The organism is Tersicoccus mangrovi, from assembly GCF_036881825.1.
Lineage (GTDB): Bacteria > Actinomycetota > Actinomycetes > Actinomycetales > Micrococcaceae > Tersicoccus > Tersicoccus mangrovi.
This window is the reverse complement of record NZ_JBAJMW010000011.1, coordinates 1-21,857: the sequence shown is the minus strand read 5'-3', so window position 1 is coordinate 21,857 and position 21,857 is coordinate 1. Positions and strand designations below refer to the sequence as shown.

General features: G+C 72.9%; 17 protein-coding genes and 1 tRNA gene. 6 read left to right on the top strand and 12 right to left on the bottom strand.

Features of this window, described 5'->3' with window-relative positions:
* Positions 1 to 112: 112 nt before the first annotated feature.
* From V6N00_RS16545 to V6N00_RS16495, 11 genes are all read right to left on the bottom strand, one after another.
* The gene (locus V6N00_RS16545) at positions 113 to 2,329 is read right to left on the bottom strand and encodes an MDR family MFS transporter (RefSeq protein WP_334234252.1); all 2,217 of its coding nucleotides are present in this window, start codon (positions 2,327 to 2,329) and stop codon (positions 113 to 115) included.
* 374 nt (positions 2,330 to 2,703) lie between these two features.
* Positions 2,704 to 2,928 carry a hypothetical protein gene (locus tag V6N00_RS16540; protein ID WP_334234106.1) on the bottom strand — a complete coding sequence of 75 codons (225 nt, stop codon included), beginning with the start codon at positions 2,926 to 2,928 and terminating at the stop codon, positions 2,704 to 2,706.
* A 170-nt stretch (positions 2,929 to 3,098) separates the two neighbouring features.
* A tRNA-Asn gene (locus V6N00_RS16535) sits at positions 3,099 to 3,171 on the bottom strand.
* A 53-nt stretch (positions 3,172 to 3,224) separates the two neighbouring features.
* Entirely contained in the window at positions 3,225 to 5,420 is a 2,196-nt protein-coding gene (gene dnaG, locus V6N00_RS16530; RefSeq protein ID WP_334234104.1) for a DNA primase, read from the bottom strand.
* A 74-nt stretch (positions 5,421 to 5,494) separates the two neighbouring features.
* Positions 5,495 to 6,058, bottom strand: a complete 564-nt coding sequence (locus V6N00_RS16525; RefSeq protein WP_334234102.1) for a hypothetical protein — start codon at positions 6,056 to 6,058, stop codon at positions 5,495 to 5,497.
* Positions 6,052 to 7,335, bottom strand: a complete 1,284-nt coding sequence (locus tag V6N00_RS16520; RefSeq protein ID WP_334234250.1) for a deoxyguanosinetriphosphate triphosphohydrolase — start codon at positions 7,333 to 7,335, stop codon at positions 6,052 to 6,054. Before V6N00_RS16520 ends, V6N00_RS16525 begins: the two co-directional genes overlap by 7 nt.
* Positions 7,336 to 7,549: 214 nt before the next feature.
* Positions 7,550 to 8,701 (bottom strand): tRNA dihydrouridine synthase DusB, encoded by a 1,152-nt coding sequence (gene dusB, locus V6N00_RS16515; RefSeq protein WP_334234248.1) that lies wholly within the window; start codon positions 8,699 to 8,701, stop codon positions 7,550 to 7,552.
* Positions 8,702 to 8,920: 219 nt separating this feature from the next.
* The gene (locus tag V6N00_RS16510; protein ID WP_334234101.1) at positions 8,921 to 9,532 is read right to left on the bottom strand and encodes a response regulator transcription factor; all 612 of its coding nucleotides are present in this window, start codon (positions 9,530 to 9,532) and stop codon (positions 8,921 to 8,923) included.
* On the bottom strand, positions 9,529 to 10,791 hold the full coding sequence (locus tag V6N00_RS16505; protein WP_334234100.1) for a sensor histidine kinase: 1,263 nt from the start codon (positions 10,789 to 10,791) through the stop codon (positions 9,529 to 9,531). The genes V6N00_RS16510 and V6N00_RS16505 overlap by 4 nt, the downstream gene beginning before the upstream one ends.
* Positions 10,792 to 10,825: 34 nt before the next feature.
* A complete protein-coding gene (locus V6N00_RS16500) occupies positions 10,826 to 11,638 on the bottom strand; it encodes an ABC transporter permease (protein WP_334234098.1) in 813 nt (270 codons plus the stop codon).
* Positions 11,639 to 11,694: 56 nt separating this feature from the next.
* Entirely contained in the window at positions 11,695 to 12,699 is a 1,005-nt protein-coding gene (locus V6N00_RS16495) for an ABC transporter ATP-binding protein (RefSeq protein WP_334234096.1), read from the bottom strand.
* 102 nt (positions 12,700 to 12,801) lie between these two features.
* Between V6N00_RS16495 and V6N00_RS16490 the strand changes: the two genes are divergently transcribed.
* Positions 12,802 to 13,530 (top strand): SDR family NAD(P)-dependent oxidoreductase, encoded by a 729-nt coding sequence (locus V6N00_RS16490; protein WP_334234094.1) that lies wholly within the window; start codon positions 12,802 to 12,804, stop codon positions 13,528 to 13,530.
* A gap of 191 nt (positions 13,531 to 13,721) precedes the next feature.
* Positions 13,722 to 14,783 carry a CPBP family intramembrane glutamic endopeptidase gene (locus V6N00_RS16485; protein ID WP_334234092.1) on the top strand — a complete coding sequence of 354 codons (1,062 nt, stop codon included), beginning with the start codon at positions 13,722 to 13,724 and terminating at the stop codon, positions 14,781 to 14,783.
* 241 nt (positions 14,784 to 15,024) lie between these two features.
* On the opposite strand, the gene V6N00_RS16480 is transcribed toward V6N00_RS16485, so the two are convergent.
* On the bottom strand, positions 15,025 to 15,921 hold the full coding sequence (locus tag V6N00_RS16480; protein WP_334234090.1) for a LysR substrate-binding domain-containing protein: 897 nt from the start codon (positions 15,919 to 15,921) through the stop codon (positions 15,025 to 15,027).
* A gap of 121 nt (positions 15,922 to 16,042) precedes the next feature.
* On the opposite strand from V6N00_RS16480, the gene V6N00_RS16475 reads away from it, so the two are divergent.
* The 4 genes from V6N00_RS16475 to V6N00_RS16460 form a co-directional block, all read left to right on the top strand.
* Positions 16,043 to 19,564 carry a bifunctional proline dehydrogenase/L-glutamate gamma-semialdehyde dehydrogenase gene (locus V6N00_RS16475; RefSeq protein ID WP_334234089.1) on the top strand — a complete coding sequence of 1,174 codons (3,522 nt, stop codon included), beginning with the start codon at positions 16,043 to 16,045 and terminating at the stop codon, positions 19,562 to 19,564.
* 114 nt (positions 19,565 to 19,678) lie between these two features.
* On the top strand, positions 19,679 to 20,521 hold the full coding sequence (locus V6N00_RS16470) for an NmrA family NAD(P)-binding protein (RefSeq protein ID WP_334234087.1): 843 nt from the start codon (positions 19,679 to 19,681) through the stop codon (positions 20,519 to 20,521).
* Positions 20,522 to 20,656: 135 nt separating this feature from the next.
* Positions 20,657 to 21,304 carry an NADPH-dependent F420 reductase gene (locus V6N00_RS16465; RefSeq protein WP_334234086.1) on the top strand — a complete coding sequence of 216 codons (648 nt, stop codon included), beginning with the start codon at positions 20,657 to 20,659 and terminating at the stop codon, positions 21,302 to 21,304.
* 107 nt (positions 21,305 to 21,411) lie between these two features.
* Positions 21,412 to 21,857, top strand: a 446-nt coding sequence (locus V6N00_RS16460; RefSeq protein ID WP_465193512.1) for a helix-turn-helix domain-containing protein, incomplete at its 3' end; no start/stop codon positions are given.

Here is a 21,857-nt window from a genome sequence, read left to right as displayed (position 1 = left end):
CGCACTCATCCGGCAACCGTGAAAGCAACGTCCGCACGCTCGACGCGCGAGCCGACGCGCCGAACGAGCCGGCGCAGCGGCCGCGACGCGCCGTGGCTCCTCGTGCCAGAGCTCAGAGGTGACGTCCCCGGCCCGATGGTGCCGCGGAGACCGGCTCGGCGTCGTCCGACTGCCCGGAGCCCGTCTCGGGGCCGACCTCGGGGTCCGTCTCATCGGACACCGCCGATTGCTCCGGCGTGTCCCCGGGTGCCGGTCCCACCAGGGATCCGGCCGCGGTGACGGCCGTGCCGGCGTCGGCCTCCCCCGCTCTCGCGTCAGCCACGGTCGTGCCATCCGAGGCCGCACTCGAGGAGGCCCGCTGCTGGTCCGCTGCCTCCTGCAGGGCCGAGGTCTGGCGCAGCGGCGGGACCCGGAAGAACCACGAGAGCACGAAGGCGAGCAGGATGACGCCGAGGCCGACCCGGTAGATGGTCACGGCGGAGTCGATGAACCCGGTCATGAAGGTCCGCGTCAGGCGCGGGTCCGCGCCGTTGAGGAACGAGGTGTCACTGGTGATGCCACTGCCGCCCGCGCTCGGCCCTGACCCGTTGCCGTTGATGCGGTCCGCGAGGGTGGGCGTGAGCTGGTCGACCCAGTGCTGCCGCTGCCCGGCATCGGCCCAGTTCACGACGAGCCTGCCGTTGCTGACGGTCGCCTGCGCCTGGCGGGCGGCCGCGGCGAGGGCCTGCGCCTCCGCGGCCGGACGCGCCGCGGCGACCTGCTGCGCGATGACCCCGGAGGCGGCGGCCGCCGGGATCCGCCCGGCCGCCACCTGCTGCTGCACACCGGCCGTCACGCGGCTGGTGACGGCGGCGTCCGCGGCCTGCTTCGCCCGCTGGGCACCCTGGTCGAGTCCGGCCTGCACGTTCTGCTTGAGCGGGCCGACGATCGGGTTCCAGATCGTGCTCATCACGGCGGCGTTGGCCGGGGCGGACGCCACCGAGGGCGTCAGCGCGGCGTCCAGCGAGGAGGAGAGGTCCTGCCGGTTGCCCATCGCGTGGCTGATGTTGGCCGGGATGACGGCGAACAGGACGGAGAGCAGCACCGCGGTGCCCATCGTGCCGCCGATCTGCCGGAAGAACGTCGAGGAGCTCGTGGCGACGCCCATGTCCCGCGGCGCGACCGCGCTCTGCGTCGCCAGCGTCAGGGTCTGCATCAGCTGCCCGAGGCCGAGGCCGATCAGGAACATCCCGATCATCACGTACCAGAGCGGAGAGTCGATCGAGAGGAACACGAGCACGAGGTAACCGATGGCCGTCACCGCGGTGCCGGTGATCGGGAAGATCCGGTACTTGCCGGTGTGGGAGATGATCTGCCCCGACCCGGCGGCCGCGATCATCAGGCCGAGCACCATGGGCAGCGTCGCGAAGCCGGACTCGGTCGGCGTCAGGCCGATGACGATCTGCAGGTACAACGGCAGCGTCAGCATCGCCCCGAACATGGCGAAGCCGACGAGGAAGCCGAGCACCGTGGCCATCGAGAACGCGCCGGAACCGAAGAGCTTGAGCGGGATGATCGCGTCGTCGCCCATCGCCCGCTCCGCGAGGAGGAAGGAGACGAGGCCGACGGCACTGAGCACATAGCAGGTGATGGCGCCGGGCGAGCCCCAGCCCCAGTCCCGGCCCTGCTCGGCGACGAGCAGCAGCGGGACCAGCGTGACGATGACCGCGGTGGCGCCCCACCAGTCGATACGCGGGGTGCGGTGCTCGCCGAACCGCGGCAGGTGCAGGAACGCGATGACCATGAACAGCGCGACGACGCCGATAGGGACGTTGACGAGGAACACCCAGCGCCACCCGGCGATCCACAGCACCTGGTCCGCGCCGGCGAACAGGCCGCCGATCAGGGGCCCGAGGACGGCGGAGACGCCGAAGATGGCGAGGAAGAAGCCCTGGTACTTCGCCCGTTGCCGGGGTGCCAGGATGTCGCCCATGATCGCCAGGGGCAGCGACATCAGCGCGCCGGCTCCGATGCCCTGGACGCCGCGGAACGCGGCGAGCATGATCATCGACGTCGAGAAGCTCGAGAGCAGCGAGCCGACGATGAAGACGGTGATGCCGAACAGGTACAGAGGGCGGCGGCCGAAGATGTCGGAGAGCTTGCCGTAGATCGGCGTCGCGATCGTCGAGGAGATCAGGTACGCCGTGGTGACCCACGCCTGCTGGTCGAGGCCGTGCAGGTCGTCGCCGATGGTGCGGATCGCCGTGCCGACGATGGTCTGGTCCAGGGAGGCGAGGAACATGCCCGCCATCAGGCCGAGGAGCACCAGCAGGATCTGCCGGTGCGTCATGATCGGGCTGTCGGCCCCGTCGGCGCCCGACGTCGCCGGCTCGGGCGGCGCCTCCGCTGGAGGCGGCACGGGATTCGCGGCGGAGTGGCGGCCACGCTCGGCGCGTGGGCGCACCGAGGTGCGCGGCCAGCGGCCGGCGGTGCTCGGATTGGACATGATGACCTCGTTCTACGCCGGCGGGACGATTCCTCTGAACGAGAACGTACCCCGATGGGCGTTTGTTTCCGTTCCCGGTGACGGATCGGCGGGGCGTGCCCAGCCGCAGACGGCCCGACCGCAGACCCGTTCACGGCTGCGGGTTCGACAGCGGTCCCGGAACGACGTCGGGGCCGGCCGGGAGTACCCGACCGGCCCCGACGGGCACCCCCGACGTGTCAGCCGGAGTGCTTGCCCAGGGCCGCCAGGGCGACCGCGGCGGCGATGTACTTGTTGTTGCCGAGATCGCCGATCGTCTTGACCTTCAGGGCCTCACTGATCTTCTCGCCCGTCGCGTCGGTGACGCCCGCGAGGGCGGAGATCGGCGCGTTGAGGACCTCCTCCAGGGACGAGTCCTCGTACGCGCGATCGAGGAGCTTGGCGAGGTTGACGGAAACTGCCATGGTTCGTTCTCCCTCCAGCACTCGGACCCCGGTGGTCCGACCGAGAGCGAGTCTAGGGTTGGGATGGACAGGCGAATATCAGCAGACTGATGAACACGCGCGGCGCTGACCAGCGGCAACGACGAAGGCCCCGGGATCATCGTGATCGCGGGGCCTTCGTCCGTGGTGCGCTCCCCCGACTGGACTCGAACCAGTAACCCTTCGATTAACAGTCGAATGCTCTGCCAATTGAGCTACGGGGGAATGAAGCAGGTACTACCGTACCAGTCGGAACGGGCACCGATGAAATCGGCGGATCACTGCGGGCGCAGGGCACGGCGCTGCAACTCGAGCTCCATCAACTCCCGCTGCAGAGCCCGGGCCTGGTCCGCGTCCTCGGCCCCGTCGAGCCGCTGCAACTGGGCCAGCATGTCCTGCTTCCGGCGGGCGATCTGCGCGTCGAACAGGTGGTGCAGGACGCCCTCCGCGTAGGCGCGCAGGTTCTCCTCCGTCGACGCCGGCAACGGGCTGATCGCCAGTTCCGAGACGAATCCGCGCAGCACCTCGGGCACTTCGTCCAGCACCGCGTCGACCCAGCGGGAGGCGGGTGCCCCGGCGGCGCCGGCGGCGACGATGCCCTCGTGCACCGCGCGGTGGGCGGGTTCACGCAGGACGGCGGCGTCGAACCGGTCCCAGTCCTCCGCCGTCAGGGCGCCGGGGACCTGCAGGACGACCTCGAGGGCCTTGCGCTCCATCCCGACCGCCGGGTCCCGCCAGTCCGGCCGCGGGAAGCTCGGTCCGCTCGCCGACAACGGGCGTGCGGGGACGCCGTCCTCGTCCACGCGGGTGGCACCGGCGAAGCCGCCGGCGTGGGCGTCCGCGCCGGCGGCGTGGCCGGCCGCCCGGTCCTCGGACCGACCCGGCGCGGCCCACTCGGTGCCCCGCCCGGTCCGGTACGGGTCGGTACGGTCCGGACTGCCGTGGTGCTGACCGGTGCGGTCCTGGCGATTCTCGCCGCCGCGAGCCTGCCCGTTCCGGTCCGGGCCGCTGCCATACCGGCCGGGGCCGGACGATCCGCGCTGCTGACCCGTCCCGGTGCGACCGCCACCGTTCTGGCCTGCGCCGTGCTGACCGAGGCCGAGCTGACGCGACTGCTGGTGGCCGCCGCTGCGCTGGTTGCCGGACTGCGGGTGCCGGCCGGCCTCGGCGACCGCGGCGGTGACGTCCTCGACGGGCATCCCGAGCCAGCCCGCGAGCTCGCGGGCGTACCCGGGCCGGATCGCCGCATCGCGGATCCCGGCGACGACAGGGGCCGCGGCCCGCAGGGCGCGGACCCGTCCCTCGACGGTCTCCAGGTCGAAGTTCTTCAAGGTGGCCCGGATGGCGAACTCGAACAGCGGGCGACGGGACTCGAGCAGGTGCCGGACGGCGGTGTCGCCGCCGGTCAGCCGCAGGTCGTTCGGGTCCTTGCCCGTCGGCTCGACCGCGACGTAGGTCTGGGCGACGAAGCGCTGGTCCTCGTCGAACGCCTTGAGCGCGGCCTTCTGGCCAGCCTCGTCGCCGTCGAAGGTGAAGATCACCTCGCCGCCGGTGCCGTCGTCGGACAGCAGCCGCCGGACCAACGTGATGTGCTCGCCGCCGAACGCGGTGCCGCAGGTGGCGACCGCGGTGCGGATCCCGGCGAGGTGGCAGGCCATCACGTCGGTGTAGCCCTCGACGACGACGAGCTGACGGCTGCGGGCGACGTCCTTCTTCGCCAGGTCCAGGCCGTACAGCACCTGCGACTTCTTGTACAGCGTCGTCTCGGGGGTGTTGAGGTACTTCGGACCCTGGTCGTCGTCGTGCAGCCGGCGAGCGCCGAAGCCGATGGTCTCCCCCGCGATGGTGCGGATCGGCCAGATGAGCCGGCCGCGAAACCGGTCGTAGAGCCCGCGGTTGCCGGCGGAGAACATGCCGGTCTGGCCGAGTTCGTCGTCGGTGAAGCCCTTGCCGCGCAGGTGCTTGAGCAGGTGATCCCAACCCTGCGGCGCGTAACCGACGCCGAAGTGGGCGGCGTCCTCGGCCGTGAAACCCTTGCCGGTGAGGAACTCGCGCGCGATGGCCGCCCCCGGGGTGGGCAGCTGCGCCACGAAGTACTCGGAGGCGACCTTGTGGGCATCGACCAGGCGCTGCCGCTTGCCGACGTCCTCCCGACGCGGACCCGAGCCCTGCTCGTACTGCAGCTCGTAGTTCAACCGGTGCGCGAGCTTCTCGACCGCCTCCGTGAACGTGACGTGGTCCATCGCCTGGACGAAGGCGAAGACGTCGCCCTTCTCGCCGCACCCGAAGCAGTGGTAGCGGCCGATCTGGGGGCGGACGGTGAACGAGGGACTGCGCTCGTCGTGGAACGGGCACAGACCCTTCCAGCTGCCGACACCGGCGGTGCGGAGGGTGACGTGCTCACCGACGATGTCCCGCAGGTCGGTGCGCTCACGAACGGTGTCGATGTCCTCCCGCCGTATCAGTCCCGCCACGGATCCAGTCTACGCAGCGGCACCGACAGTCCCGGGCACGCCCCTTCCCGGCCGGACCATCCCGAGAAGGGGGCTCAGTGCAGGAGCAGCCAGGCGATGACGCCGACGACGGCGAAGGCGACCACGGCGACGATCGAGCCGACGAGCACCTTCTTCTCCGCGAGCCCGGTGTTGGCGCGTCGGGTCCAGCCGGTGCCGGCGAACGCGTCGTCGACGAAGGCGAAGATCGCCCCGACCGGGTTCCGGGCCAGGTCCACCGGTGTGTCCCATCGGACACCCTCCCGGCGCAGCCCCGCGGTGCCGCCGCGGCCGACGCGGGGCACGAGCGCCGGTCCGCCGATGACGGGCTCGGGCCGGTCCGGGTTGGCGCCGTCCTGCCAGTCGAGCTCGCGGGCAGCCGCCCGGAGGACGTAGGTGTGCCCGGCGTCGTCGAGGTCGATCGTGACCTCGGGAGCCACGGGCAGGCCGGCGTCGCGCAGCCGGCCGCCCCACGCCCCTGCCGTCAGGGCGAGCCGGACGACGGCGCCGTCACCGGCGCGCTCGACGGTGAACGGGCTGCCCTGGGCCCGTCGCTTGAGGTCCTTGACGAGCGTCGCGCGGCTCGCGGGCGCGCGACCCGGCACGTCAGCGTTCACCACAGCCGCGTCCGCTGCCGGCCGAGCGGGCTGAGCCGGGCGTGCCAAGCCTGTGCGGACATATCGGTCAGGGAGGCGACCTGGTCGACGACGATCCGCAGCCGGGCGTCGTCGTCGGCCGCGGCCCGCCAGTCGACGGAGAACATCGGGTCCAGGTGCTGGTCCCCCGTCGAGGCGAGCATCGTGACGAGCTCGGCGAGCACCTCGCGCTGCTCCTCGTAGATGGGCTGCCGGTTGTAGCTGGTCATGACGAAGGTCGTGGCGATGCCCTTCATGACGGCGATCTCGGTGACGGTGTCGGCGGGAACGACGACGTCGGCGGCGTACCGGGTCAGCGGGTCCGGCCCGTAGATGGCCCGCGTGGCCTCGAGGGCGCTCTGGCAGAACCGGCCGATGAGCTGGCTCGTCATGTCCTTGAGGGCGGCGCGGCCGGCCCGGTCGGCGCCGGCGTCGAGAACCCACACGGGGTCGGCCTCGAGCCGCGCGAGCGCCGCGTCGACGTCGGCCGGATCGGTGTGCGGCAGGTACCACTGCCGGGTGTACTCGATGACCCGGTCGCGGGTGTCCCGGTCGGTGAGCAGGCGCAGCTGCAGGTGCCCGGAGACGATGGCGTCCTCGACGTCGTGAACCGAGTAGGAGATGTCGTCGGCCAGGTCCATGACCTGCGCCTCGATGCAGCTGCGGCCCGGCTCGGCGCCGTCGCGCAGCCACGTGAAGACGGGCAGGTCGTCCTCGTAGACGCCGAACTTGCTGGTGCGCACGCCGTGGATGAGCGGCGCGTCCTTCGCCGACCACGGGTACTTGCAGGCGGCATCGAGGCTCGCCCGGGTCAGGTTCAGGCCCGCGGACCCGCCGTCGCCGGTGACGACCTTCGGCTCGAGCCGGCTGAGCAGGCGCAGGGTCTGGGCGTTGCCCTCGAAGCCGCCGATGTTCTGGGCGAGCTGGTTGAGGGTGGCCTCCCCGTTGTGGCCGAACGGCGGGTGGCCGAGGTCGTGGGAGAGGCAGGCGGCGTCGACGACGTCGGGGTCGCAGCCGAGCAGCCGGCCGAGCTCACGCCCGACCTGGGCCACCTCGAGGCTGTGCGTGAGGCGGGTGCGCACGAAGTCGTCGGTGTCCGGGGACACGACCTGCGTCTTCGCGCCGAGGCGGCGCAGCGCCGAGGAGTGCAGGACGCGGGCGCGGTCCCGCTCGAAGTCGGTGCGGTGGCGCTTCTTGGGGCTCTCGGGCACCCAGCGCTCGACGTCGGCGTCGGTGTACCCACCCGGCGAGCCGGAACCGATGAAGCCGGAATCAGCAGAACCGGAGCCAGGCGAGCCGCCCGCGGGAAGCCCGGATCCGGCGCCGCTCTCGCCGACGCGCACGGTGCCGGCCAGGGACGCGGTCGGTTCCGCCGTCGCGGCGAGGCCAGCCCCGCCGGCGGCGGGCGTGTCCGCCGGACGCCCCGCGGGCACCCCGGCGGCGCTGTCGGTCGTCACCCGGTCGTCCGGTACCGGCTCAGCCACCGGAGACGTCCAGCTCGGCGGCGGCGATGGTGGCGCGCTGTTCCTCGTTCAGCTCGCGGGACTCGAGCCACCGGTCCGGCAGGGCGGTGCGCTTGGGGCTGCCGGCGCGGCCGCGGGGTCCCTCGGCGGCGTCCCCGGGGTAGGGCATCGTCAGGTCGAGTTCGCCGAGCAACTCGTCGAGCCCGGCGAGCGTCTCGACCTGGGCGAGCCGGGCGCGCAGGTCCCCGCCCACCGGATAGCCCTTGAAGTACCAGGCGACGTGCTTGCGGATGTCCCGCAGGGCCTTCGGCTCCTCGCCGTAGTTCTCGACCAGCAGTTCGGCGTGGCGCCGGAAGGTGGCGGCGACGACGTCGACCCCGGGCCGGAACCGCCGGTCGCTGCCCTCGAACGCCGCCTGCAGGTCGCCGAACAGCCACGGGCGGCCCTGACAGCCGCGGCCGACGACGACGCCGTCGACGCCGGTGGCACGGACCATGCGGACGGCGTCCTCGGCGGACCAGATGTCGCCGTTGCCGAGCACGGGGACGTCGGGCAGGGCCTCGCGCAGCCGGGCGATGGCGTCCCAGTCCGCCGTGCCGGAGTAGTACTGGTTCGCGGTGCGCCCGTGCAGGGCGACGGCGGCGACGCCCGCGTCACGGGCGATCCGGCCGGCCTCCAGGTAGGTGAGGTGGTCCTCGTCGATGCCCTTGCGCATCTTGATGGTCAGCGGGATGCCGGCCCCGCCGCGGGCCTTGCCGGCCTCGCGGACGGCGGCGTTGACGATCGCGGTGAACAGGTCCGTCTTCCACGGCAGGGCCGAGCCGCCGCCGCGCCGGGTCACCTTGGGGACGGGGCAACCGAAGTTCAGGTCGATGTGGTCCGCGCGGTCCTCCTCGACGAGCATCCGCACGGCGGCGCCGACCGTCACCGGGTCCACCCCGTAGAGCTGGATGCTGCGGACCTTCTCGTCGTCGTCGTGCTTGATCAGCCGCATCGACTCGGGCGTGCGCTCGACGAGCGCGCGGGAGGTCACCATCTCGGCAACGTAGAGGCCGCCGCCGTACTCGCGGCACAGTCGGCGGAAGGCCGTGTTGGTGATGCCGGCCATCGGGGCGAGCACGACGGGCGTGTCCACGGTCAGGTGGCCCAGCTGCAGGGGCGGCAGATCGAGCTTGAGCGGAGCCGAGCCGGCGGGCGCGGCGGCGGTCGGGGTGGTGTCGACCGGCGCGCGGGGCGCTGCCTGGACGCCGGCGCCGGCCACGGCGGGATGGGTCACGGTGGCGGTCACCCGTCCATTGTCACAGAGGACGCAGACGTACGCCGACACGGGAGGTCCCCCGGGGAGGACCCCGGGCGGACGGTCGGGTGGGGAGGGAGAAGCCGATCAGGGCAGCAGCCAGCCGTTCGCGTCGGCGATCCGGGCGGCGTCGGCGCGGGTCCGGGCTCCCGTCTTGCCGATCGCGCTGGAGAGGTGGTTGCGCACCGTGCCCTCGGTCAGGTGCGTGGACGCGGCGATGTCGGCCACCGTGCCGCCGTCGGCGGCGACGCGCAGCACATCGGTCTCCCGTTCGGTCAGGGGGCTCTCCCCCGCCGCGAGGGACTCCGCGGCGAGCACGGGGTCGACGACCCGCAGCCCCGCTGCCACCTTCCGCACCGCCTCGGCGAGCTCGCGGGCCGGGGTGTCCTTGACGAGGAACCCGCCTGCTCCCGCCTGCAGGGCACGGCGCAGATAACCCGGCCGGCCGAACGTCGTGACCATGAGCACCCGGGTCTCCGGCGCGCGGGCGCGGACGAGGCCCGCGGCGGTGATGCCGTCCAGACCGGGCATGTCGACGTCGAGCAGGCACACGTCGGGCCGGTGGCCCAGCGTCGCGTCGAGCACCTCGTCGCCGCGGCCCACCTCGGCCACGACCTCGATGTCGTGCTCGAGGCCGAGCAGGGCGGCGAGCGCCCCGCGGACCAGGGCCTGGTCGTCGGCGATGAGCAGCCGGATCACAGGCTCACCTCGACGAGGTACCCGCCCAGCGGCGACCGGCCGAGCGTCAGGGTCGCGCCGACCGCGTCCGCCCGCTCCGCGAGGCCCCGCAGCCCGTTGCCGGCCGGCCGGGCGAGCTCCCCCGCGCCTGCTGACGCTGCCGATCCTGCGGTCCCGTGGCCGGCATCCCGCGGGCCGACGCCGTCGTCCTCGATGCGGATCCGGCGCGGCTGCAGCACCACCCGGCAGCGCTGGGCGCGGGAGTGGCGCACGATGTTCGTCACCGCCTCCCGCAGCGCCCAGCCGAACAGCTCCCGCGCCGGTTCGGCGACGTCGTCGGCGGCCGTGGGAAGTTCCGCGACGATCCCGGCCGCGTGCAGGGCGGAGGCGGACGCCGCCAGTTCGGACACGACGGTGACGCTGCGGAACCCGGTGACGGTGGCGCGCACGTCCGCGAGCGCCGCGCGGGACAGCGCCTCGAGTTCGGCGATCTCCGTCGCCGCGCGGGCCGGGTCCAGCTCGATCAGCCGGCCCGCCAGCTGCGCCTTGACGGTGATGACGGTGAGCGAGTGGCCGAGGATGTCGTGCACATCCCGGGCGACCCGGAGCCGCTCCCCCTCCAGCGCCGCGGAGGCCAGCCCGGCCTGGGCGGATCGCAACCGGATCTGCCCCTCGACCTGCCGCTGCACCGAGACGAACACGAGGCCGATCGCGAGCACGAGCACCGGCGCACCGATGAGGTCGGTGGGTCCGTCGGCCACCGGCACCTGCAGGGCGAACGCGGCCACGGTGCCGGCGAGCGTCACCCCGACCCCGGCGCGAGTGGGGTGGGGCTGGGCGACGATCGCGCCGACCGCGTAGACGACCATCCAGCCCGCCACGCTCGGCAGTGCCCACGGGAAGGGCAGGAAGAGCAGGACGACGAGGGCCGCCAGAGGCCACCGCCACCGGGACGCCACCCGCGCGCTGATCAGCGGCACGGCGACGTAGGCGGCGAGGAAGATCACGGCGTGGGCCAGCTGCAGCAGGCCGCCCGGGGTGCCGTCCAGTCCCGCCCGGCCGACGGCGCCGAGCAGCCAGGCGCCGCCCGAGGACACGGATCCGATCATCCAGCCGCGCCGGGCGGATCGGGCGGTCAGCCAGCCGCCGCGCTCGACACGCTCGACGTCGACCGGCGCACAGCTCTCCTCGGGCAGGGCCGGCGCCGCGGTCCCGGCGGGTGCGGGCGCGGCGGCGCCGGCAGCGGGGTGGCTGCCGGCGCGCGGTCGGAGGCTGGTCACGATGTCAGGGTAAGCCGGGCCGGGGTGGGCACGATCAGACCCGCCGGGTGTCCCGGCGGAACGCGAGCGCCGCACCGGCCACGAGGACGACGAGCCAGACGACAAGGTTCACGGCGCCCCACGCGTCCACCGTCGCCCCGGTCAGCGGGGCGCGGGACAGGTCGCCGACGCCGTAGACCGGCATCAGCCGGCCGACCACGGCCATCACGCCGTCGTCCGGGAGCGGGTAGAAGAGGCCGCCGAAGATCGACATGAACGCCAGCACGGGACCGACGAACTGCAACGCGTTGTCGCGTGGCACCAGGTAGCCGACGAGCAGGCCGAGGGCGGTGAACACGAGCGAGGTGAGCCAGACCGCGACCGCGCTGAGCAGCCAGGCGCCCGGCTGCAGCCCGATCCCGGCCACCGCCCCGGCCCCGTACACGGCCACGATGGTGATCAGCGACATCACCAGCCCCGAGAGGATCTTGGTGACCACGTTGGCGACCGGGTGCAGGGGGGTGAGGCGCAGCTGCCGGCTCCAGCCCATGGCGCGTTCGCTCGCGACGGCCGCTCCCGCCGACGCGGACGCGAACATGGACCCGTACACGGCCATCGAGACCATCAGGTAGGCGGCCGCCGAGACGCCGCCGGCGGCGACCGGTGTCGACCCGAGGGCGGTGTCGCGCAGCGGCAGGCCGATGGTCAGGAACATCACCAGGGGCAGCCCGACGGTGAAGAACACGCTCTGCCAGTTGGAGAGGCGACGCTTGACCTCGATGGCGAGGTACGTGCGGTTGAAGCCGCCGAAGCGGGGGACGGAACGGTGCAGGTCGAGGGAGGGTGCGGAGCTGGTGGTGGCGGTCATGGGGACTCCTCGGTGCGGTGCGGTCTGATGCGGCGGTCAGGGGCGGGTGGACGGGCTCACGGCTGCGGCATGCGAACCGGCGTGTCGGCGGTCTCACCCGGGGCGTCCCCGGTCAGGGCCACGAAGGCGTCCTCGAGGCTGTGTGAGACGATCTCGATGTCGGTCGCGTCCGTGCGGGTCAGCAGGTGGCGGGCCACGGCATCCGAATCAGCAGCGACGACGAGGACGCTCTCCCCCTGTCGGGTCACCGACCGCACGCCGGGCATCGCGGAGAGGGCCGGCTGGTCGACGTCGCGCACCGTCGCCCGGATGGTCCGGTCCGAGGCGAGCGCCTTGATCTCCGCGGCGGTGCCGTCGGCGACGACGCGGCCGTGGCTGACGAGCACGATCCGGTCCGCGAAGGCGTCGGCCTCCTCCAGGTAGTGGGTCGCGAAGACAATGGTCCGGCCGCGGGCGGCGTCGGCACGGATCGCGTCCCAGAAATCCCGCCGCCCGGTGACGTCCATGCCGGTGGTCGGCTCGTCCAGCACCAGGAGGCCGGGGTCGGAGAGCAGCGCCATGGCAAAGCGCAGTCGCTGCTGCTCGCCGCCGGAGCACTTGGCCACCCGGCGGTCGGCGATGGCGCGGATGCCGGCACGGTCCAGCACGTCGTCGACCGGCTGGACGTCCGCGAACAGGCTCGCGGTGAGGCGGACCACGTCACGGACGGTCACGTCGGTGAGCAGGCCACCGGTCTGCATGACAGCGCCGACCAGGCCGCGGGCGACGGCCGCGCGAGGCGTGAGTCCGTAGATCGAGACGGTGCCGGCGTCGGGCGCGGACAGGCCGAGCAGCAGGTCGATCGTCGTGGTCTTGCCGGCGCCGTTGGGTCCGAGGACGGCGACGACCTCGCCCGGCTCGATCCGCAGGTCGATCCCGTCGACGGCACGCACCTTCCCGAAGCTGCGGGTGAGCCCACGGGCGTCGACCGCGGACACGGTCCTGTCCGCGGGAACGGTCGGCGTGGGCGTCCCGGTGGTCACGGGGTGAGCGAGGGGAACAGGTGCGGGCACGGCGTTCATGGGAACCTCCGGATCGGTGGCGAACGATGACACGACCCATGTTTCCGGCGGCGTCACCGCCTCCACCCCGACAGCCGTCAGCGATCCGGTATGACATCTGTCATGACCGACTCACCCCGTCGTGTCCGCACCGGCCCTGCTAGCGTCGCGCCCATGGACCTGCAGCTGCGTGATCGCGTCATCCTCGTCGTCGGTGCCACCGGGCTGATCGGCTCCGCCGTCGTCGACACCCTGCGTACCGAGGGGGCGACCGTCGTGCCGGCGTCCCGGCACCTCGACGACGGCCTGACGCTCGACGCCGCCGACGACGCGTCCGTCTCCGACGGGATCGCCGCGGTCCTCGCCGAGCACGGGCGGCTCGACGGCCTCGTCGTCGCCGCGTCGCCGGCTGCCCAGACGCTCGACCCGGACCGTCACGCCGATCCCGCCCAGGTGATCGGGGCGATCGACGCCAAGGCGATGACCTTCCTGCGCGTGGCCAACGCCGTCCTGCCGACCATGACGCAGGCCGGCTTCGGGCGGATCGTCGGCGTGAGCGGGCAGAACGCCCTGCTCACCGGGAACCTGACCGGGTCGGTGCGCAACGCCGCCCTCATCATCGCGGCCAAGAACCTGGCGGATGCGAGCGCCGGGACGGGCGTGGCCGTCAACACCGTCAACCCGGGCACGGTCGACGTCGAGCCGAACACCGAGGTGGAACCGGGCCGTGGCGGCGAGTCCAGCCCGACGCAGATCGCCGACCTGATCGCCTTCCTGCTCTCCCCGCGCTCGGCCGTCTCGGGCGAGGCCGTCGCCGTCGGACACCGGGTCCGCGGCGTCACGTCCATGTAGCTGTCACCCCGACGTCGCCGTCACCTCGCACCCGCGGCGCTCGCGCCCGGCCAGCGGCGGCGTCATCAGCGTTCCGTCAGCGGTGCGCGCTAGCGTGACGGATGCGAGCCCCACCCGCCTTCCCGGTGCCGGTGTCCCTCGCCGTCGTGATCGTCCGACACGGCGAGCCGCCTGAAGGGATTGCTGCACCGATGACCCAGCCGGGACCGCCCGTGCCCGTGCCCCCGTGGCGCCCGGGTGGGACGCCACCGCCCCCGCCCGTCGGCCCCGTGCCGCCGTCCGGCCGCGGATCACGTCCGCTGCCGGGCCGCCCGGATCCGGCCGTACCCGCCGCACTGCGCTGGGCGAATCCCGCGCAGCTGACGCCGACGCACCCGCTGCGGCCCCGGTGGTCCGTCATCGACGTCGTGCTCGCGGCGGCCGCCTTCATCGTCCTGCCGATCCTGATCGGGCTCGTGCTCGGGCCCGTGATCGTCCGCCTCGTGGGCCGCGCCGCGCTGGACGAGGGCGCCGGCGTCTTCATCTCGCTCGTGCTGACCTGGGCCGTCCTGCTCGGCGCCGCCCTCATCAGTTCCCGCACCCGCGGTTTCGGCAGCCTGGCCCGGGACTTCGGGTTGCGGTTCCGGTGGATCGACCTGCTGATCGGGCTGCTCGCCTCCGTCGGCCTGCGCCTCGTCAGCGTCGTCGTCGCCGTCATCGTCGTGCTGCTCACCGGCGGCAACACCGCGCCGCTGCAGAGCAACGGCGACCTCTTCCTCGCCGGCAGCTCGACGTTCTGGCTCGTCGTCAACGCGGGCATCGGCGCCAGCCTCGTCTCCCCGCTGCTCGAGGAGCTGTTCTTCCGGGGACTCATCCTGCGCGCCGTGCAGAACCAGGTGTGGCTGGGCCGGTGGCGGCGGCAGCCCGAACTCGCCGCGAGTGCTCAGCCGGCCCCCGCCGGGTCCGGTCGGTCCACCCGTCCGGTCGGCCCGCTGCGCGTGCGACCGGCGACGGTCAAGCGACCGCTCGTGCGGGCGTCGGTCATCGCGGCTCTCGTCAGCGCCGTCCTCTTCGGCTGTGCGCACCTGGGCCAGTTGGACGACCCGCGCTCGGTGCTCGTGCAGTTCGGGTCCATCTTCTGCATCGGCCTGGTCAACGCCGGGCTGACCCTGTGGTTCGGCCGTCTCGGGCCCGCCGTGCTCACCCACCTGTGGTTCAACGGCACGTCCATCGTGCTCGCACTGCTGCTGCAGGGCGCCGGCCTGGGCACCTGAGGGCGACCCGGTATGGACACCGCGTGGGAGAACGACGGCTCGGTTCAGAGGCCGTCCGACTCAGACGTCGCGCTGCGTCGTGGTCCTGCGCCGTCGTGCTGCGCTGTCATCCCCGGTGCACCCGGTCCCACGACACGCCACCGCCGACCGGGACAGGACGCCCGATCCCGAGCTCGACCGGCATGTCGCGGGACCGGCTGCGGCCGCCGGCTCGTGTCGGACCGCAGCGCACTGACGCCCCTCACTCCCCCGTGATGCCGGCGGCCGTCCGGGCGAGCGCCTCCCGCACGGCGACGACGGCCGGCCGCTCCGCCCCCGACGCCCGGACCGCGGTGAAGACGGTGCGCCGCGGGTCACCCGGCAGCCGGATCAGGCGCACCGTCCGCTCCCGGCCGGCCCACACCAGGTCCGGGATCAGCCCGACGGCGTTGCCGGACTCGACCAGACGGATCTGCGCCTGCAGGTCGGCGGTCTCGAACCGCACGTCGGGGTCGAACCCGGAGACCCGACAGGTCTGTTCGCCCCAGTGCCGACAGGCCGCCCCGGCCGGTTCCATCACCCACGGCACCTCCGCCGTGTCCGCCAGCCCCGTCACCGCGGTCCACTCATGAGGCACGGCGAGCAGGATCGCGTCCGCCATCAGTTCCCGCCACACCAGCCCCGGGTAGCGGGCGGTCGCATGGCCGGGGTACTGCTCGGCGATGACGACGTCGAAGTCCCCTGCCCACGTCTCGTGCAACGCCGACTCCGGCTCGTGCTGGACCATCTCGACCCGCACCTGCGGGAACCGCCCGGCCAGGGCGCGCAGCGTCTCAGGCATCAGGGCCAACGCCGCGGACTGGAACACCGCCACCCGCACGGTCCCCGAGACCTCGGTCCGCGTGGCCGCGAGCGCGGCCTCGGCCCGCTCCATCGTCGCGATCAGCTCGTCGGCGTACCCGACCAACTCCTCGGCCTGCGCCGTGAGCACGACCCTGCGCCCCACGCGGCGCAGCAGCGGCACCCCGGCCTCCTTCTCCAGCAGCGCGAGCTGCTGCGACACCGAGGACGAGCTGTAGCTCTCAGCCGCTGCGACGGCGGCGATCGTGCCGCGGATCTGCAGCTCCCGCAGCAGCCGCAGTCGTTTGAGGTCCAGCATCGTTCCGCTCCATTCATCGGAAAAGCTGAAGAACAACCTTCGCCAATCATCGCTGTTCCCGAACGAATCGCGCTCTCATACTGAAATGAGAGCCGCCGATCGCGTCGAGGAAGGCCCCCGCATGACCACCCCCACCCAGACTCGCCCGACCCCGTCGGCGCACGAGGACCCGCGCGCCCTGGCCGAGGACGCCGTCGCCCTCGTCCGCCACTGGCTGACCGAGGCCGCTGCCATCCCCGTCGACGCCTCGGCGAAGAACCTCGCCGGCGTGCTGCGCGACCCCGGTGGCCTGCCGTTCACGGTCGGCTTCGTCGACGGCGTCATCCGTCCCGAGGACGACGGTGTCGCCGCCCGCAAGCTCGCCGAGATCGCCGCGGACGTGCCCGCGTTCCTGCCCTGGTACCTCAAGGCCGCGGTCCGGGCCGGTGGCGCGCTCGGCCCGGTGGCGCCTGGCGTCGTCATCCCCGCCGCCCGCACCGCGCTGCGCCGCATGGTCGGTCACCTGCTGGTCGACGCGACGGACGAGAAGCTCGGGCCGGCCCTGGCGCGGATCGCCGCCGGCGGGAACCGGCTGAACATCAACCTGCTCGGCGAGGCCGTGCTCGGCACCGCCGAGGCCGGACGCCGGCTGGAGGGCACCGCCAAGCTGCTCGCCCGGGACGACGTGGACTACGTGTCCATCAAGGTCTCCTCGACCGTCTCCCCCACCCCGCTGTGGGCCTTCGACGAGGCCGTCGGCGACATCGTCGACCAGCTCACCCCCCTGTACCGGCAGGCGGCGGCCGCGACGGCGCGCAAGTTCATCAACCTCGACATGGAGGAGTACAAGGACCTGCGGCTGACCGTCGCGGTGTTCCGCGCCATCCTCGACCAGCCGGAGTTCGCCGACCTGACCGCGGGCATCGTCATCCAGGCCTACCTGCCGGACGCGATCGCCACCATCGACGAGCTGACCGGCTGGGCGAAGGAGCGGGTGGCCGCCGGGGGCGCGCCGATCAAGATCCGCGTCGTCAAAGGCGCCAACCTGCCGATGGAGCACGTCGAGGCGGACCTGCACGACTGGCCCGCGGCCACCTGGCCCACCAAGCAGGCCACCGACGCGAACTACAAGGCCATCCTCGTCCGGACGCTCACCCCGGAGAACCTGGCGGCGGTGCGGATCGGCGTCGCCGGGCACAACCTGTTCGACGTCGCCTTCGCCTGGCTGCTGGCCACCTCCCGCGGGGTGCAGGACGGGATCGACGTCGAGATGCTGCTCGGCATGGCGCAGGCGCAGGCCGCCGCGGTGCGCCGGACGGTCGGGCAGCTGCTGCTCTACACGCCGGTGGTGCACCCCGACGAGTTCGACGTCGCCATCGCCTATCTGGTGCGCCGGCTGGAGGAGGGCGCGAGCCCGGACAACTTCATGTCCGCCGTCATGGACCTCGCCGACGAGCCCGCCCTGTTCGAGCGCGAGCGGGTGCGCTTCCTCGCGTCCCTCGAGGATCTCGCCACGCTCGACGGCGTCGTCCCCGCACCGGCCCGGACCCAGGACCGGAACACCGAACGCCCGCTCGACGCCCCGCTGCCGGACCGGTTCGCGAACACCGCCGACACGGACGCGTCCCTGCCCGCCAACCGGGACTGGGGCCGGCTGGTGCTCGAGCGCGCCCGCGACTCCCGCGCCGGGATCGACCTGCTCGAGGCGTCCCGGATCGACGACACCGGCGAGCTGGACGCCGTGCTGCGCTCGGCCGCCGAGGCCGGTGCCGCGTGGGGTGCCCGGTCCGGCGCCGAGCGGGCCGAGATCCTGCACCGGGCCGGGCAGATGCTCGCCGCCCGCCGCTTCGACCTGATCGAGGTGATGGCTTCCGAGGCCGGCAAGACCATCGACCAGGCCGACCCCGAGGTCAGCGAGGCCACCGACTTCGCCCATTACTACGCCGAGCAGGCCCAAGCCCTGGACGCCGTCGACGGCGCCGCGTTCGTGCCCGCCCGGCTGACGCTGGTCACCCCGCCGTGGAACTTCCCCGTGGCCATCCCGGCCGGGTCCACGCTCGCCGCGCTCGCCGCCGGCAGCGCCGTCGTGCTCAAGCCCGCCGGGCCCGCGTCCCGTTGCGGCGCCGTTCTCGCCCAGGCGCTCTGGGACGCCGGGGTGCCGCGGGACGTGCTGCGCTTCGTGCAGGTCGGCGAGGATGAGCTCGGCCGGGAGCTGGTGGCGCACGCCGCCGTCGACCGCGTCATCCTCACCGGCTCGTACGAGACGGCGGAGCTGTTCCGCTCGTTCCGGCCGGACCTGCCGCTGCTCGCCGAGACCAGCGGCAAGAACGCCATCGTCGTCACCGGCAGCGCAGACCTCGACCTCGCCGTGCGGGACGTCATCGCGTCGGCCTTCGGGCACGCCGGGCAGAAGTGCTCGGCGGCGTCGCTGGTCATCCTCGTCGGCCCGGTGCGTCGGTCGGCGCGGTTCCTGCGCCAGCTGGAGGACGGAGTCCGCTCCCTGACGGTCGGGTGGCCGCAGGACCCGCGCACCCAGATGGGACCGATCATCGAACCGGCCGGCGGCAAACTGGCGCACGCCCTGACGACCCTGGAGCGCGGGGAGCACTGGCTGGTGCAGCCGCGGCAGCTCGACGATTCCGGCCGGCTCTGGTCCCCGGGCGTGCGGATGAACGTCAAGGCCGGCTCCCCGTTCCACCAGACCGAGTACTTCGGCCCGGTGCTCGGCGTGATGACCGCCGACACGCTCGCCGAGGCGCTGGCCCTGCAGAACGGCGTCGCCTACGGCCTGACCGCCGGCCTGCACTCCCTCGACCCCGAGGAGATCGGCCACTGGCTCGAGCACGTCGAGGCCGGCAACGTGTATGTCAACCGCGGCATCACCGGCGCGATCGTGAGGCGGCAGCCCTTCGGCGGCTGGAAGCGGTCGGCGGTGGGACCGGGCACCAAGGCCGGCGGACCGAGCTACCTGATGGGCCTCGGCTCGTGGCGGCGGACGCGGGCGACGGCGACGCCGGCGGGCGTGCTGCTGCCGGCGGTCACCGCGCTGGTCGCGGCGGCTTCTGCATCCGACGGCGGCTTCCTCGACCGTGCCGTCGCGTCCGACCAGGTGGCCTGGGAGCACGAGTTCGGGCTGGCCCGGGACGTCTCGGGACTGCAGGCCGAGCGGAACGTCCTGCGCTACCTGCCCGTCCCCGTGCGGGTGCGGCTGGCCGAGGACGGTGACGTCGCGGACCTCGCCCGGGTCGCCGCCGCCGGGCTGCGGGCCGGGTCCCGGTTCAGCGTCTCGACGCCCTCGCGGCTGCCGGCGGAGATCCGCTCCGTGCTCGCGTCCGCGCACGTCGACGCCGTCGTCGAGTCCGACGCGCAGTTCGCGCACCGTGCCGCGGGTCTGCCGGGCGGCCGCATCCGACTGATCGGCGCGACCGGGACGTCCGACGCGATCGGCGCCTCCGGCACGTCCGACGCGACCGGCTCGGCGGGCCGGTCGGCGAGGGCGCAACTGGACGCCGCCGTCGGACCCCGGCCGGACATCGCCGTGTACGCCGGTGACGTCACCGAGGCCGGGCGCATCGAGCTGCTGCCGTTCCTGCACGAGCAGGCGGTCAGCATCACCGCGCACCGGTTCGGCACGCCGGACCACCTGACCGACCGCCTTCTCTGACGCTCCCGTCCTCCCCGACGCGTCGGCTCGTCGATCGAGGTCCCAGCCCGGCGGCTCGCGGCCTCGGCGGACCACCTATTGACGAGTCGGCGGCGGGATGAGAGGAAGGACGGCATGACCAGAACCCTGACCGTCACTGGATCCACGGGCGAGGTGGGTGGTCGCGTCGCCCGTGCCCTGGCCGCCGACGGCGTCGCCCCGCGGCTGATCGTGCGCGACGCTTCTCGTGCCCCCGAGCTGCCCGGTTCCGACGTCCGGGTCGCCGAGTACGCGGACCACGACGCCGCCGTCGCCGCCCTGCGCGGCACCGACGTCCTCTTCATGGTCTCCGCCGGGGAGAGCGAGGACCGTGTCGAGCAGCACCGCTGCTTCATCGACGCGGCCGTCCGCGCCAACGTGGAGCAGATCGTCTACACGTCCTTCGCGGCCGCCTCCGACGACGCCACCTTCACCCTCGGGCGGGACCACTGGGCCACCGAGGAGATCCTCCGGGAGTCCGGTCTGTCCTTCACCCTCCTGCGCGACAGCTTCTACCTCGACATGTTCGAGCTCTTCGCCGGGCAGGACCGGGTGATCCGCGGGCCGGCCGGCGACGGGCAGGTCGCCGCCGTGGCGCGCGCCGACGTCGCCCGCGTCGCCGTCGCCGTGCTGCAGGACGCGGTCACGCACCGGAACATCACCTACACGCTCACGGGGCCGCAGTCGCTGACGCTCGAGGAGATCGCGGCGACCCTCACGGAGGTCCGCGGGGAACCGTTCCGGTATCTCGACGAGACCCTCGCCGAGGCGCACGAGTCCCGCGCCGTGTACGGGGCGCCGGACTGGCAGGTGGCGGCGTGGATCTCGACCTACACCTCGATCGCCTCCGGGGTGCTCGCAGCGGTCACCGACGACGTCGAACGCGTCACCGGCACCGCCCCGATGACGCTCGAGCAGCTGCTCCGCACCGGCGCCTGACGCTGCTCCCTCCCCGCCGGCTCGCGGACTCTCGCTCCATCCACGGGCGGATCGGCTCCCGATGCAGCACATGTCCGCAAGCCGGTGAAGGGGCCGCCCGGGAATGGGTGAGCCGGGGGCGTGGTTGCCGCCATCATGACCACGATCGGATTCATCGGAAGCGGCAACATCGGCTCGACCCTGGCGAAGCTGGCGGTCGATCACGGCTACGACGTCGTGATGAGCAACTCGCGCGGACCGGAGACCCTCGAGTCCCTGGTGGCCGAGCTCGGGCCGCACGCCCGGGCCGAGCGGGCGGACGAGGCGGCCCGCCTGGCGGACATCGCCGTCGTCACGATCCCGCTGAGCGCGTACCGGGACGTCCCGGTCGGCACGCTGGCCGGCAAGATCGTCATCGACACCAACAACTACTACCCGCAGCGCGACGGGCAGATGCCGGAACTCGACGCCGAGGAGACCACGACGAGCGAGCTGCTGCAGGAGCACCTGCCGGAGTCGCACGTCGTCAAGGCGTTCAACCACATCCACTTCAAGGACCTCGCGTCGCAGGGCGAGCCGGAGGGCACGGCGGGCCGCCGGGCGCTCGCGATCGCCGGGGACGACGCGGCCGCCAAGCAGCAGGTGGCCATGCTGATCAACGACCTCGGGTTCGACGTCGTCGACGCGGGGCCGCTCGCCGAGGGCTGGCGCTACCAGCGCGACACGGAGGCGTACGTCGACCGGTACGACGCCGACGGCCTGCGCACCGCGCTCGGCAACGCGAAGCGCTACCGCGACATGTGATCCTCCCGTCCCACTCCCTCGCCGACTGGTCAATAGATGTCGGTTTCCGCTCCGGATCGGGCGGCCGTTTCAGGTGGTGAGTGCGACTCCTGAAGAGGGGTTTGCTGATGTTGCCTGCTTCGTTTCGTGCGCGGGTCATTGGGGATGTGTTGGCGGGGACGACGACGATGGTGGCGGCGTCGGCCGCAGGGGTCAGCCGGACGATTCTGTCGAGGTGGTTGGGTCAGGCTGGCGTCATGCTGCGATCGGGACGACATCATGCAGACGCGCCGTCCTCGGTGGTGCTGCCGCCGACGGCGAAGGGTTGCGGCACCTCCTCGGGCCACGGGAGAAGGCTGCAGCTGGCCGAGCGGGTCCGGATCGAGATCGGCGTCGCGCAGCAGCATTCTCCGGACCGGATCGCTGCCGGTCTGGGGGTGCACCGGTCCACGGTCTTCCGCGAGCTCGGCCGGTACAGTCTGATCGCCCGGGACGGTCGGTGGGGCAACGACGACACCTACTACAGTGCCGTTCTGGCCCAGTTCTGGGCCGACCAGGCCAGGGCCCGGCCGAA